Annotated in this window: 15 protein-coding genes; 6 read left to right on the forward strand and 9 right to left on the reverse strand. The window is 48.6% G+C overall.

What is annotated here, in order from left to right; genetic code table 11:
• Positions 1-100 precede the first annotated feature (100 nt).
• The 5 genes from ACNI29_RS07310 to aroE all read left to right on the forward strand — a co-directional run bounded on the left by ACNI29_RS07310 (position 101) and on the right by aroE (position 3,879).
• Complete coding sequence (locus ACNI29_RS07310) at positions 101-331, forward strand: 4Fe-4S binding protein (protein ID WP_015853687.1); 231 nt, start codon at positions 101-103, stop codon at positions 329-331.
• A 1-nt stretch (position 332) separates the two neighbouring features.
• Positions 333-1,400 (forward strand): 3-methyl-2-oxobutanoate dehydrogenase subunit VorB, encoded by a 1,068-nt coding sequence (locus ACNI29_RS07315; protein WP_419781548.1) that lies wholly within the window; start codon positions 333-335, stop codon positions 1,398-1,400.
• Positions 1,401-1,402: 2 nt separating this feature from the next.
• The gene (locus ACNI29_RS07320; protein ID WP_419781549.1) at positions 1,403-2,161 is read left to right on the forward strand and encodes a thiamine pyrophosphate-dependent enzyme; all 759 of its coding nucleotides are present in this window, start codon (positions 1,403-1,405) and stop codon (positions 2,159-2,161) included.
• Between the two features lies 1 nt (position 2,162).
• The gene (locus ACNI29_RS07325) at positions 2,163-2,705 is read left to right on the forward strand and encodes a 2-oxoacid:ferredoxin oxidoreductase subunit gamma family protein (RefSeq protein ID WP_419781550.1); all 543 of its coding nucleotides are present in this window, start codon (positions 2,163-2,165) and stop codon (positions 2,703-2,705) included.
• Positions 2,706-3,060: 355 nt separating this feature from the next.
• Positions 3,061-3,879, forward strand: coding sequence for a shikimate dehydrogenase (gene aroE, locus ACNI29_RS07330; RefSeq protein WP_419781551.1), 819 nt, complete (start codon positions 3,061-3,063; stop codon positions 3,877-3,879).
• Between the two features lie 163 nt (positions 3,880-4,042).
• Here aroE and ACNI29_RS07335 read toward each other — a convergent pair whose 3' ends face one another.
• A complete protein-coding gene (locus tag ACNI29_RS07335) occupies positions 4,043-5,407 on the reverse strand; it encodes an NAD-dependent succinate-semialdehyde dehydrogenase (protein WP_419781552.1) in 1,365 nt (454 codons plus the stop codon).
• A 150-nt stretch (positions 5,408-5,557) separates the two neighbouring features.
• Positions 5,558-7,180, reverse strand: coding sequence for a lytic transglycosylase (locus ACNI29_RS07340; RefSeq protein ID WP_419781553.1), 1,623 nt, complete (start codon positions 7,178-7,180; stop codon positions 5,558-5,560).
• A gap of 440 nt (positions 7,181-7,620) precedes the next feature.
• On the opposite strand from ACNI29_RS07340, the gene rlmB reads away from it, so the two are divergent.
• The gene (gene rlmB / locus ACNI29_RS07345) at positions 7,621-8,376 is read left to right on the forward strand and encodes a 23S rRNA (guanosine(2251)-2'-O)-methyltransferase RlmB (protein WP_419781554.1); all 756 of its coding nucleotides are present in this window, start codon (positions 7,621-7,623) and stop codon (positions 8,374-8,376) included.
• A gap of 96 nt (positions 8,377-8,472) precedes the next feature.
• Here rlmB and fliQ read toward each other — a convergent pair whose 3' ends face one another.
• From fliQ to ACNI29_RS07380, 7 genes are all read right to left on the reverse strand, one after another.
• Positions 8,473-8,742, reverse strand: a complete 270-nt coding sequence (gene fliQ / locus ACNI29_RS07350) for a flagellar biosynthesis protein FliQ (RefSeq protein WP_319777612.1) — start codon at positions 8,740-8,742, stop codon at positions 8,473-8,475.
• Positions 8,743-8,778: 36 nt separating this feature from the next.
• Positions 8,779-9,570 carry a flagellar type III secretion system pore protein FliP gene (gene fliP, locus ACNI29_RS07355; protein WP_419781555.1) on the reverse strand — a complete coding sequence of 264 codons (792 nt, stop codon included), beginning with the start codon at positions 9,568-9,570 and terminating at the stop codon, positions 8,779-8,781.
• On the reverse strand, positions 9,503-9,868 hold the full coding sequence (fliO, locus tag ACNI29_RS07360) for a flagellar biosynthetic protein FliO (protein ID WP_419781556.1): 366 nt from the start codon (positions 9,866-9,868) through the stop codon (positions 9,503-9,505). The genes fliP and fliO overlap by 68 nt, the downstream gene beginning before the upstream one ends.
• Positions 9,861-10,556, reverse strand: coding sequence for a flagellar motor switch protein FliN (gene fliN / locus ACNI29_RS07365; RefSeq protein ID WP_419781557.1), 696 nt, complete (start codon positions 10,554-10,556; stop codon positions 9,861-9,863). Before fliN ends, fliO begins: the two co-directional genes overlap by 8 nt.
• A gap of 89 nt (positions 10,557-10,645) precedes the next feature.
• Positions 10,646-11,149, reverse strand: coding sequence for a flagellar basal body-associated FliL family protein (locus ACNI29_RS07370; RefSeq protein ID WP_419781558.1), 504 nt, complete (start codon positions 11,147-11,149; stop codon positions 10,646-10,648).
• 50 nt (positions 11,150-11,199) lie between these two features.
• Positions 11,200-11,928 (reverse strand): OmpA family protein, encoded by a 729-nt coding sequence (locus ACNI29_RS07375; RefSeq protein ID WP_419781559.1) that lies wholly within the window; start codon positions 11,926-11,928, stop codon positions 11,200-11,202.
• 9 nt (positions 11,929-11,937) lie between these two features.
• Positions 11,938-12,768: an OmpA/MotB family protein gene (locus ACNI29_RS07380; RefSeq protein ID WP_419781560.1), complete on the reverse strand. Its 831-nt coding sequence runs from the start codon at positions 12,766-12,768 to the stop codon at positions 11,938-11,940.
• Positions 12,769-12,775: the final 7 nt, after the last annotated feature.

The following is a 12,775-nucleotide window of genomic DNA, read 5'->3' on the forward strand; positions in this document are numbered from 1 at the left end:
GTCACACAATTACACTGTGTGGTTCACAAGACAATAAGACTCTAATGGTCCCAGCCCGTTAATATAACGGGCTTTTCTGTCACAGTAACAGGAGAATAGGATGTCACGAGTAGAATTTTTGGATGAACGGTGCAAGGGCTGTCTGCTCTGTACTACCGTCTGTCCAAAGGAAATCATAAGGCAATCCGACCGATTCAACCAGCACGGTTACAAAGTTGCTGAAGTCGCGGCTGAGGATATGGAAAAGTGTACCGGATGTACTTCCTGTGCGCTGATCTGTCCGGACATTGCAATCCGGGTTTACAGAACCAAAAAGGCCAAAGGAGAATAGTATGGCTAAGAACGGCGAAAAGCTTTTCATCAAAGGCAACGAGGCTATCTCCCGCGGCGCGATTGCAGCCGGGCTCAAATGCTACTTCGGTTACCCCATCACCCCCCAGAACGACATCCCGGAATACATGTCCGCAGAACTGCCGAAAGTAGGCGGTGAGTTCGTTCAGGCTGAAAGTGAAGTTGCCGCAGCAAACATGCTCATCGGCGCTGCTGCTGCCGGTTCACGTTGCATGACTTCTTCCTCCAGCCCGGGTGTATCACTTAAACAGGAAGCTATCTCCTACCTCGCAGGTAGCCAGCTTCCCGCGGTTATCGTCAACATGAACCGTGGCGGACCGGGTCTCGGTGACATCGGCCCCAGTCAGGGTGACTACTTTCAGGCAACCAAAGGCGGCGGACACGGTGACTACCGCACCCTCGTTCTCGCTCCCGGAACCTGCCAGGAATGCTACGATCTCGTAATCGAAGCTTTCGACCTCGCTTTCAAATACCGCAACCCGGTTATGATCCTCGGTGATGCCATCGTTGGGCAGATGAAAGAGCCTGTTGTCACACGTGAAGTCAAAGAACACGATGCTGCAGAAGGAAAAGACTGGCGCATTGAAGGTGCCAAGGACCGTGATCACCGCATCATTAAATCCCTGTTCCTCACCGAAGGTTCCCTCGCAGGCCACAACCAGGCACTGCAGGCCAAGTATGACGAAATGGCCAAGAACACCAAGCAGGAACTTTTTGAAACTGAAGATGCAGAACTCATCGTGGTTGCCTACGGTTCCATCGGACGTATCGTAAAAAGCACCGTCCGCAAACTGCGCGCACAGGGTCACAAGGTCGGCCTGTTCCGTCCTATCACCCTTTACCCCTTCCCTTCCGAAGAGCTGAACAAGCTTGCAAAGCAGGGTAAGAAATTCCTGACTATTGAACATAACCTCGGTCAGATGGTTGAAGACGTACGTCTTTCCATCCGCACCATTACCGACAGTGATTTCTTCGGCTTCATGCCCGGAAACCTGCCCACCCCCGACGACTTCGAGGAGCCCATCCTCAAAAGCCTTGGAGGGAAATAGATATGAGCGAACAAGAAATTCTCGCTTTTGATAAGGCTGACGCAATTGTAGATGTTCCCACCCACTACTGCCCCGGCTGCCAGCACGGTGTCGCCCACAGGCTTGCGGGTGAACTGCTCAGCGAAATGGGGCTGACCGAGAATACTCTTCTGGTCACCTCCATCGGCTGTTCCGTATTTCTCTATAACTACCTTAAAGTAGATAGTGTAGAAGCACCGCACGGACGTGCCCCAGCAGTTGCGACGGGTGTTAAACGTGCTCGCGGCGACAAATTCGTACTCTCTTATCAGGGTGACGGCGACCTTGCATCCATCGGTATGGCTGAGATCATGCATATCGCCAACCGCGGTGAAAAAGTGTCTATCATCTTCGTAAACAACACCGTTTACGGTATGACCGGCGGACAGATGGCTCCCACCACCATGGAAGGCCAGAAGACCACCACTTCACCTGAGGGACGTAACCCCTTGAAAGAAGGTCAGGCCATTAAAATGGCTGAGATCATCGCTTCCCTCGGTGGTACCGCATACGCAGCACGCGTGGCCCTGAATAATGTGAAAAACATTCGCAAGGCCAAAAAAGCTATGAAAAAGGCTTTCGAAGTGCAGCAGAAAGGCCTTGGTTTCGGGTTCATCGAACTGCTGGCCACCTGCCCCACCAACTGGAGAATGACTCCCATTCAGGCGAACGAAAGGGTTGAATCTGAAATGATCCCCTACTTCCCGCTGGGTGTATATAAAGACGTAACTGCGGAGGACTAAGATGAGCAAATACCTCGACAGCATCATAGCCGGTTTCGGCGGACAGGGCGTTATGCTCATCGGTAACCTGCTGGCCTATTCAGGCATGAATGCCGGACTGAATGTAACCTACATTCCAGTATACGGCCCCGAAATGCGCGGTGGTACCGCGAACTGCACAGTCGTACTTTCCGACGACGAGATCGGTTCCCCGATTATCCGCAGCCCGCACAGCCTGATTATCATGAACCGTCCTTCTCTGGATAAATTCCAGTCCATGCTCATGGATGACGGTATCCAGATCGTCAACTCCTCTCTCGTTGACGCAGAGCTGGTAGATACAGAGCGCATTAAATCATACATGGTTCCCTGCAACGATATAGCCGACAAACTCGGCAATACCCGCATGGCAAACATGGTAGCACTCGGTGCTTTCATCAAAGCTACCGGAATTATGGACCTGCAGGCAGTCATAGACTCCCTTGAAAACGTGATCTCCGCTCACTACCACCACCTCATCCCCAAAAACGCAGAAGCCCTCAAAGAAGGCGCGGCTGCCATCTAATGTAAATAATGAAAAGTCCCGTGCGAACTGTGTTCACACGGGACTTTTTATTTTGCCTCCGGCGGCCCTTCGGGGACCAGAGGAAAGGGAAGAACCCTTTGCTCGCGCCAAAAGGGTTTTCCCCTTTCCTCTGGACTCCTCTCCCCTTTCCCAAACGCGCTTTAATTAAGCTTCGCAAAGTTGAATTATAAAATTTGCGCAATCCGTGCATTGTGTATAATTTTTTAAAGACAGTTTTAACACAACAGCTCGCCTTTAAATACTGACCCCATATTTATCATTACATTTAAGCGTTTTATTTCGAAAAAACGATCTAAACTTTACAAAAGACCACAAACGTCTTCAGGAGCTAAATATGAACGTATTCAAGCCTGAAAAGCTTTTTGGAATAATTGGACACCCTCTTGGACACACCATGAGTCCCCTTCTCCACAACTGGGGTTTTTCGGAACACAAAATTCCGGCAGTTTACATGGCATGGCCCACCGAGCCGGGAAAAGTTGAAAGTTTTATGCAGACTTTCAGAAATCTGCCCATTTCCGGGGCAAGTGTTACTATTCCGCACAAACTTTCTGTAATGGACTACATTGATCAACTGACAGAGCGCGCAAAGTCGGTCGGAGCGGTTAACACTCTCTATTGGAAAGGTGATAAAATAATGGGTGACAACACAGATGCCGCAGGAGTATCCGAACCTCTGCGTCCATATTGTGATCACGTAAAAAAAGCCCTTCTGATCGGAGCAGGCGGAGCTGCTCGCGCTGCGATCACAGGACTTCAGACACTGGGCATCGAGGAAATACATATTACAAACCGCACAGCTTCCAAAGCAGAGGATCTGGCAGAAGAGTTCAAAATATCAGCCCTTGATTGGGAAGCTCGCGGAGATCAACACTTTGATCTTATCGTGAATTCCACCTCACTGGGCATGTCCGGTAAATTTCAGGAAATCAACCCCATGATCATGGATAATCAAGACACGAACACCATTGTCTACGATCTGGTCTACAACCCGATGGAGACAATTTTCATCAAAGAAGCCAAGACAAAAGGATGTACCGTAATCCACGGCATAGAAATGTTCATCCATCAGGGCCTGGAACAATTCAGATTATGGACAGGAAAAAGGCTGGATGAGGATAAGGCACGAGAATTATTGCTAGTCCAGCTGTAATTTAAAATTAGAAATTAAAATGAAAGCCGCACTAAATTTCGACTTAGTGCGGCTTTGGTTTTGATGACAATTTTATATAGCTATATGGGAAGCTTATTAACAAAGTTTGGGATTCTTAAACCCTTTTCAAAGGGTTTAAGGCCCCCGGCAGGGTCGCCGAAGGCTATCCAATACAGACAGATTTTACGTTTACGAATTCTCGGATACCGTAGGTTGATAATTCCCGACCGTATCCTGAATTTTTAACCCCTCCGAAAGGCAGCGGAGGACGGCTGCTGACCCGTCCATTCACATAGACCAACCCGGCCTCGATCCGACGGGCAAGCTGTAACCCTTTTTCTTCATCACTGGTCCAGACAGAACCGCCCAGCCCGAAACAACTGTCATTGGCCATAACCATGGCCTGTTCTTCACTGTCAGCCTTGAAAACAAGTGCCACAGGTCCAAAAATTTCATCACGGGCTGCATCGCTCTTAAAAGGAACATCGGTAATAATTGTCGGGGGGTAAAAAGCCCCTTCCCCTTCAGGGATAGAACCGCCGAGAAATATTTTACCGCCTGCTTTAAGGCAGGAATCGACCTGCTTCTGCAAGTCATCACGAAAAGCATGCGACGCCATAGGTCCCATCACGGTATCCTCGTCCAAAGGATCCCCCATGACCACAGATTCCATGCGTTCTTTAAGCTTGGCGATAAAATCATCATACACGCTGTCCATGACTATGAACCGCTTAGCAGCAATGCAGGCTTGCCCGGCATTGGAACAACGCGACTCTGCGCCGATTGCTGCTGCTTTATCGAGGTCGGCATCCGCAAGAACCACAAATGCATCACTTCCTCCCAGCTCCATAACACTTTTCTTGAGTTGGGCCCCGGCAGCGGCTGCAACCTTTCGTCCGGCTGCTTCGCTTCCCGTCAGACAGACACCGACTACGGAGTCATGTGCCAAAACCTGCTCTACCTGACCAGCCCCGATTAGCAGGGTACGAAAAACATTGTCAGGAAAAATAGAATCGCGAAAAAGTTCCTCGAGAGCCAACGCACATTGAGGAACGTTGGAAGCATGTTTTAAGAGCATGGTATTACCGGCCATAAGCGTGGGTATCGCAATACGCAAAACCTGCCATACGGGGTAATTCCAAGGCATAACGGCCAACACAGTTCCCATAGGCGCAAAGTCTACATGACACTGCATACCATCAACGGTAAGTGGGGTGCTGGCAAGCATAGCCGGACCGTTATCAGCATAAAAATCACAGACTGTTGCGGACTTGAGAACTTCAGCCCTGCCGGATTTGAGAGGTTTACCCATTTCAGCAGCCATGAGATGCGCAAACCCATCTGCCCGTTCCCTTAAAAGATCAGCCAGATTTCTCAAACATTCTGAACGCTGCTCAATTTTACTGTACTGCCATGAGCTAAATGCTTTGCCTACAGCAGAAATTGCAGAAAAAGTCTGCGCGGAAATAAATTCATCAATTTTTTTTTCAACCCGCCCGTTCATGGGGTTGGTACTTTGGATAGCCATCTGGGCAATACCTTGTTTTTACTAGATTAGTATAGAGTGAACCTTGAAAATATTCACTGCGTGGAAAGGCTTCTTATCAAGAAAGACAAAAAAGAAAAAGGCGGTTGCACCTTCGCAACCGCCTTTATTTTTCATCTAACAAAAAGAGTTTTACTGTACGTAAACCTTGATCCGGTCACCGGGGCGCAGGATCGACTTGGAATTCAGACTGTTCCATTTCATGAGAGAAGAAACTTTCACTCCGAAACGACGGGCAATTTTCCAAAGATTATCACCCCGACGTACTTTGTATTTAACCAGCTGCTGCTTCACGTTTTCCGCTTTGGCAACAGAGCGGGCAGAGCTGCGGGCGTTATTGTCAGGGATGTACAGCTTCTGACCAATCTTCAGCTTGGAGGAATAAAGTCCATTAGACCGTTTCAGAGTAGTCACGCTGACCTTGTAACGGCTGGCGATAGACCAGAGGGAGTCCCCTTTACGTACCCGGTAGTTAGCACGGCTCTGAGCAGTACGGCGGGTCTTGCTGGTCTTGGAAGCGTATAAAGACTTGGAAGAACCTTTGCCCGGAATCATGATATACTGACCGGGACGGATCATGTTTGATTTACGGTTGTTAACGGACTTAAGTACTGCCACAGGAACACCGTAGCGGTTAGCAATGCGATACCATGAGTCACCCTTGCGGATTTTGTAACGCTTATACCCGGCGAAAGGACGGGAGTTGGGGGACTCAAGGTAGTCAGCTGCACTGGCCATGACCCGCTCAGGCAGGTAGGCATTGATAATCGCGTTGGGCGGGCTAACCTGTCTGCGGAAATGCGGGTTCAGTTTATGGAACTCACTCCATTTCATGCCGCATGCTTTGGCAAGGGCCAGCAGGTCGGTTCCACCGGGAACCTTGACTGTTTCAACCTGAATACCGTTATTCCAGTCGATATTGGTAAAACTGAGTTCATCAAGGTTTTTGAAAATCTTGGAAATTGCGATAAACTTGGGAACGTAATTCTTGGTCTCAGCGCGGAGTCTAGCCCTTCTGCTGAGCTTGTGATTGTTTTTGGTAAGTTCGAAAAAGTCTGTACAGCCGGTCTTCTTCAAGGCTCTGCCGATTTTACCTTCACCGGCATTGTAAGCTGCAAGAGCCAGATACCAGTCACCAAACATATCATGCAGCACTTTGAGGTACTCTACAGCTGCTTTGGTGGATTTGTACGGATCACGGCGTTCATCAACCCACCAGTCCACGCGCAGGCCGAATTTGCGTCCAGTGTAGGGCATGAACTGCCACATACCGGCAGCACCCGCACGGGAATAAGCCCAAGCGTTATACCCACTCTCTGCGAAAGGCAGCATGGCGAGATCCTGTGGCATGTTGTTCTCGGAGAGAACCTGACGGACATAAGGCAGGAATGGCTCGGAACGTTTCAACCAACGGTCGAAAGTCTTCCGGGCTTTATGGGTAAAGAAGCCGAAGTACTGCTGTACTTCTTTGGTATCGTGTTCATCAAGGTTAAAATAAATACCGTTGCTGGTACGCAGGGCATTTTCTTCTTCGGGAGTTAGTACACCGGTATCTGAAGGAGTTTCTTCCAGCTCAGGATCAAGTGGTTCGACCCCTGAGTCTGCGACTTCATTGTCGACTGCAACATCTTTTTCAACGGTCTGTGCAACCGGGTTGCAAACCTCTTTTTCTGCTACCGGAGCAGTTTTGGCGGAACAGCCTGCGATAAACGCAAACAAAGCCAGTAAAGTTATTAACCGGAGGGATTTCAGCATCTTCGACCCCTTGTCACTGTGGACGGAAATAATATTGATTTTATCCATATTTTATCTAGAAAAACTATAAATATTACTTGTTTAGAAACTGTTTCCAGTGTTCAAGATGTTAAAAACAAACAATTTTTAGGTGGAAATTATCGAGTTATTCAAACATATGTAGAGCTATACTAAAGCGAGAAGGTTTGCAATAGTAAAACGAAAGGTATAGATTGCCCCAACCGTTCAGGCACAAGGGTTTTTGGGCTATACGAGGCAATTACGGAGCAAGTCAAAAACGGGTCACTGAAAACCGTTTTCACCGTAACAAATTATTTTTATTAGCCAATTCCGAAATCAAATACGGGGCATTTTTACCCGAAAAAATTTAACACCAGAATATGCATGCGAAAAATGCGCTGACGTACATTTTTCCATTTTTCAAATAAAGGTAAATTTGAATGAAAAAGAGAACCAACGAAGACGACAACACCATCATAGCCGGCCGCAAACCGGTTCAGGAACTGCTTTTAGACTCCCCGGGAAGGATTGACCTGCTCTACCTGCAAAAAGGACGTCAGGACAAAAATTTCGAACGCACCATCCAACGCTGCAAAAAACATGGCATCAAATACAAAATAGCAGACAAAGCAGAGCTGGGAAGAGTTTACTCCGGTAACCATCAGGGAATAATCGCCCGTGTGGCAGCCCTGGCCTTTGCTGATTATGATGAAATGATCGAAAATCTAGCCGAATCACCTTTGCCGCTGCTTATAGTGCTCGACCAGGTTCAGGACCCCGGCAATGTCGGCGTGCTGGCCCGTTCACTCTATGCCCTTGGCGGGGCGGGTATTGTTACCGCCAAGCACGGGGGTGCTTTCCTTGGAGCCGGTGCAATCAAAGCCAGTGCGGGAGCATTGAATAAGCTCCCGGTGGCAAGGGTAAACAACATTTCACAGGCCCTTGATAAAGCAATTGATATGGGTATTAACATCTACGGAGCCGGATTGGATGTAGACTCATCATCAGCATACACCGCTGATATCCAGACCCCGGCCATTCTCGTTCTTGGTAATGAAGAAAAAGGTATCCGCTTCAATGTTGAAAAGCGCTGCCAGAAACTGATCCATATCCCCTTCCGACGCGAGTTTGATTCTCTGAACGTCGCACAGGCCGGAGCGATGCTGATCAGCGAATTTGCGCGCCGTCTGGGCTAGTTAGCCCAAAAAGTTACACCACAGGACATAAAACAAGTCCCCTGAAGATGTTTTATCTTCAGGGGACTTGTTTTTTAGAAATAGTATAAAAAATTTCTACTTAATATAGTTAGGCAGATTCAAGAAAATATTACGTGTAAAATCAATCATTTTGTCCATTATCCAAGGAAAAGCAAAAAGCAGGGCCAAAAACATGGAAACAATCTTTGGAACAAAGGTCAGGGTCATTTCCTGAATCTGGGTAGCAGCCTGAATAACGGATACAAAAATACCGACAACAAGACCCACTGCCAGCATGGGCAGGGCCAGAGTCAAAGCCAGCTCAATAGACTGCTTGGCAAATCCAATTACAAATTCCGGGGTCATTTTTGCCTCCGTTAATTAAACGCACTACCCCTGCGGTCACTGAAAAGTATTAACGATGGAACCCGTCAATAGCGACCAGCCGTCAACCATGATAAACAGTAAAATCTTAAACGGCAACGAAACCATTGCCGGGGGCAGCATCATCATACCCATTGCCAGCAGGATACTGGCGATAACCATATCGAGGATCAGGAATGGAACATAGATCAGGAATCCGATGGTAAAACCTGTTTTCAACTCACTGATTGTGTAAGCGGCAATGAGGAGCATGGTGTTTACATCTTCTTTGGTTTCCGGCCGCTTTTCCCCGGTTATGGAATAAAAAATCGAAAGGTCTTTCTCACGGGTATGCTTGAAAAGGAAAGTCCTGATGGGAATCTCCGCCCGGCCTATGGCTTGCTCAAAGCCTATTTCCTCATTCAGGTAGGGTTGCAAGGCTTCGTCATTGATGGCTTTCCCGGTAGGCATCATGATTACAACGGTCATGAAGATAGCAAGGGAAGCAAGAATCTGGTTGGGAGGCATCTGCTGCGTTCCCATAGCCTGACGCAGGAAATGAAAAACAATGATGATCCTTGTGAAGGATGTCATTGTCAGCAAGATGGACGGAGCCATACCCAGAATGGTCAGCAGGAAAAGAATTTCCAGCAGCTTGGCAACCTGTTCCGGTTCTTCCTGCCCTGCAGCAAGATTGAGGGTCAGAGTCGGAATGGTATCCTGTGCAAAGGCTGCTGCCGGGATGACCAGCAGAAGGATTGCGCTAAGAGTCAGAAGTGCCGGAATTCTCTTTTTCAAGGTATCCGGCAAAGTCGGAGTCAGTCTTTGCATGTCCTTCATCCCCTGCATGAAGCAGTGTAATTTTATCATGGGTAACGCCGACCACCAATTCCTTGTCGCGATACTTAACCACCGTAATATTCTGGCGCGGACCGAGCGGAAGGCGGTCAACAATCTCCAGCGCACCTCTCCGTGCACCGGTAAAAGCCCCGCCGATGTTCAGACGGCGCATGAAATAGTAAGCCAGCAGCAACATTGCCAGAATGAAAAAAAGTGCTGCCGACATCTTGAGTACGGACCCGACACCGGAATCCGGTACCATGAGCGCAGTGGCAGTTGCATTAGGCAAGGTGTTTCACCCGTTCGATGGGGCTGATAATGTCAGTCAGCCTGATTCCGAACTTCTCGTTAATTACAACAGCTTCACCACGTGCGACCAGCTTGCCGTTAACGTAAATTTCAAGGGGTTCACCAGCCAGTTTGGTCAGCTCTACAACTGAACCAGTTCCCAGTTGCAGGAGTTCGTTGATGAGCATCTTGGCCCTGCCCAGCTCAGCGGACACGTCCAGAGGAATATCGAGAATAAAATCAAGGTCACGTCTGGAACCGTCATGGCGTGGGTTCTTGGCTTCGTTGGTCAAGTCCTTGAAATCGGCATCACGGGTCTGGGTACGCAGAAATTCCTGCTCTTTCTCCTTACGGATGTCATCACCGGTGTCTTCCGCAAGTGCGGCTGCCCATTCGTCAGCCAGAGCATCATCTCCGCCACCGTCTCCACCTCCGTCGAGGTCAAGTCCGCCCCCACCTTCGTCACCTTGTTCACCAAGGGCAGCAGCCCACTCGTTGGCCAGGGCGTCATCGTCTGTACCGACATCATCATCCTGCTCAGCCAGTGCAGCAGCCCACTCATCAGCTAAAGCTTCATCATTTCCGGTACCGGGATCGCCGCCCAGAGGGTCGCCGCCATCGGAGTCATCAGTAAGGGCATCCGCCCATTCCTGCGCGAGTTTATCCTGATCAAGATCATCTGACATCATTACAGCCTACCTCCGGTAAATTGGCCATCCACTAACAATTGCGGTGACATAAATTCGACACACAACCTATGGGTTAAGCAAAAACCGTGCTACTGGATAACCATATCCGTGAAATATACTTGTAAAACCTTAGATCCACCTAGAATCTGGTTCAAGCGGTCTACAATTTCCTTCTTCAGGAGAATCTTACTCTCCATGGAGGAAAGTTCCTGATAGGTTTTACTGGAAAGCAACAGGATGAGAGTGTCTTTAACCATGGGTTCTTTCTTGGAAAGTTCAGCCACAGCCTCTTCAGTGACCACTTCTACATCTATACCGAGCTTAAGATACCTGCGACCCAAGGGGTCGGCGAGGTTGACCACAAAAGTAGGCAGGGTGACAGTAAAACCATCACCGGGCAGAGTGCCGGGATCTTCACCTTCAGCAGACTGCTCGTCCTGCGATTGTTCGGCAGCATCCTCAGGCTGAGCGGCAAAAAATTTCTGATAAGCAAAAAAACCACCGCCACCAAGCGCAGCGAGAAGCAGAATAAGGATAATCCACTTAATCAATCCGCCTTTCTTTTTCGGTTCCTGCCCACTATCTTCGGCCATGATGTATCCTTTTTAGCTTTATATTTAGAACTCAATGTTACGAAGCAACATCAATACCCCCCCATGTGGGGAGTCGTTTTAATCAAAATTTCCACTCTTCTATTCTGCGCGCGCCCTTCCGGAGTTGTATTACTGAACATCGGAAAGGTAGGACCGCAGGCTGAAACAGTAAGTCGGCTGTTTTGTATGCCCTGCTCAACAAAAAAAGTCAGCACGGACATGGCCCGTTGACCTGACAATTGAAAATTGGACTGGCTCATGCCACCCACATTGTCTGTGTATCCGGCAACATTCACATCCGCAGTCCCAAGGTAGTCAAGTACTGGAACAAACTGGTAAAGCAATATTTTTGCGCTCTCGTCAAGCTGCGACTTACCCAAAGGGAACAATAGCTTGTCTGTGAGCACAAGGGCAACCCCTTCCGGCTTGGCCAACACTTTCAGGTTTTCATCAAGCGTTGCCCTATCCATATCCGGGGGTAAAATATCATCAGGAAATAGTAGATCCTTGATCTTATCCTGCTTTTCCAACACCTCCCAGGGCCGCTCGAGAAACTCACTGACCAGTTTTACCTTTGCGGTAACCCTTCCCGCACCCCGTTTATCAAGAAACCCCAATTCCGCCGGCATAATGGTTACCCGGGTAATAAAACTCTGGTCCATTGAAGCCATACTTAGCAAGAGCACAAAAAAAGTCAAAAGCAGGGTGACTAGATCAGAAAATGTGACCAGCCAAGCCCCGCCCGGATCCGGCGGCTTCTTTACTTTATCGCGCCCCATAACTCACCATCACTGTGCGTTGCGTGGTTTCTCGGCTTCACCGATAGGAAAAACAAAATCATCAAACTTAAATTTATCGTCCTTCTTCTTAGGAGCTTGATATTCTTTTAATTCCTTGGAAATTTCAACACTGCGCGTGTCAAGAACGAGGTCTACCCGGCGATTCATTTTACGTCCTTCAGGGGTAGCATTGGGATGGCGAGGCCTGAATTTACCGAACGCTTCCATCTTGAGCATATCCGGATTCATGCCGTTACGGATCAGATAATTATAGACCGCAAGGGACCGGCTCAATGAAATTTTCCATGAAATATCTGGGGTTAAATTCCGGTCTTCGACCCGGTAATCTTCACCCAATTCATCGCGCAGGATAGATGTGTGCCCGGCTACAAGAACCGGGTGCTTGACCCGCTTGAGTACCGGAAGAACTGTATCGAGAATACGGGTTCCTTCGAGGGAAATGCTAGTGCTGTCCGGGGTGAAAAGGACATCTGCCCCGATGGAAAGAATCTGGACAAACCTGTTGGATTCAAAACGTAAGTCTTCTTCTGCGAATTCCCAGAGCAACGGCTTGATGGGTTCAAGATCACCTTGAATTTCCATGGGTCCGACCTGCACAGTCCTGCGGGACGAACCGTCGGAAAGCACATCATACCCCTGAGATCCGAAACCGAAAGTACCGATGATGGAGCCGAGTACAACCAGCTTACGGCGCTCATCCACAACGGACATACTCACCAACAAAACAAAAAAAGTGAGCATCAGGGTCATGAGGTCACTGAAAGTAATCAGCCATAAAGGCTGTCCTTCAGCTTCAGGCGGCTTCTTCTTCCTACCCATTCATCCC

The sequence above is a fragment of the Maridesulfovibrio spiralis (SeqCode) genome (genome assembly GCF_048571135.1).
Taxonomy (GTDB): Bacteria; Desulfobacterota; Desulfovibrionia; order Desulfovibrionales; family Desulfovibrionaceae; genus Maridesulfovibrio; species Maridesulfovibrio spiralis.

What these genes read in the sequence shown, in the direction of transcription:
- fliQ (WP_319777612.1), bottom strand. Translation starts at nt 8,742, where the DNA reads ATGACCCCGGAATTTGTAATTGGATTTGCCAAGCAGTCTATTGAGCTG.
- aroE (WP_419781551.1), top strand. Translation starts at nt 3,061, where the DNA reads ATGAACGTATTCAAGCCTGAAAAGCTTTTTGGAATAATTGGACACCCT.
- ACNI29_RS07340 (WP_419781553.1), bottom strand. Translation starts at nt 7,180, where the DNA reads ATGCTGAAATCCCTCCGGTTAATAACTTTACTGGCTTTGTTTGCGTTT.
- ACNI29_RS07325 (WP_419781550.1), top strand. Translation starts at nt 2,163, where the DNA reads ATGAGCAAATACCTCGACAGCATCATAGCCGGTTTCGGCGGACAGGGC.
- ACNI29_RS07310 (WP_015853687.1), top strand. Translation starts at nt 101, where the DNA reads ATGTCACGAGTAGAATTTTTGGATGAACGGTGCAAGGGCTGTCTGCTC.
- ACNI29_RS07375 (WP_419781559.1), bottom strand. Translation starts at nt 11,928, where the DNA reads ATGGGGCGCGATAAAGTAAAGAAGCCGCCGGATCCGGGCGGGGCTTGG.
- ACNI29_RS07380 (WP_419781560.1), bottom strand. Translation starts at nt 12,768, where the DNA reads ATGGGTAGGAAGAAGAAGCCGCCTGAAGCTGAAGGACAGCCTTTATGG.
- ACNI29_RS07335 (WP_419781552.1), bottom strand. Translation starts at nt 5,407, where the DNA reads ATGGCTATCCAAAGTACCAACCCCATGAACGGGCGGGTTGAAAAAAAA.
- ACNI29_RS07320 (WP_419781549.1), top strand. Translation starts at nt 1,403, where the DNA reads ATGAGCGAACAAGAAATTCTCGCTTTTGATAAGGCTGACGCAATTGTA.
- ACNI29_RS07370 (WP_419781558.1), bottom strand. Translation starts at nt 11,149, where the DNA reads ATGGCCGAAGATAGTGGGCAGGAACCGAAAAAGAAAGGCGGATTGATT.
- fliP (WP_419781555.1), bottom strand. Translation starts at nt 9,570, where the DNA reads ATGCAAAGACTGACTCCGACTTTGCCGGATACCTTGAAAAAGAGAATT.
- ACNI29_RS07315 (WP_419781548.1), top strand. Translation starts at nt 333, where the DNA reads ATGGCTAAGAACGGCGAAAAGCTTTTCATCAAAGGCAACGAGGCTATC.
- fliN (WP_419781557.1), bottom strand. Translation starts at nt 10,556, where the DNA reads ATGATGTCAGATGATCTTGATCAGGATAAACTCGCGCAGGAATGGGCG.
- rlmB (WP_419781554.1), top strand. Translation starts at nt 7,621, where the DNA reads ATGAAAAAGAGAACCAACGAAGACGACAACACCATCATAGCCGGCCGC.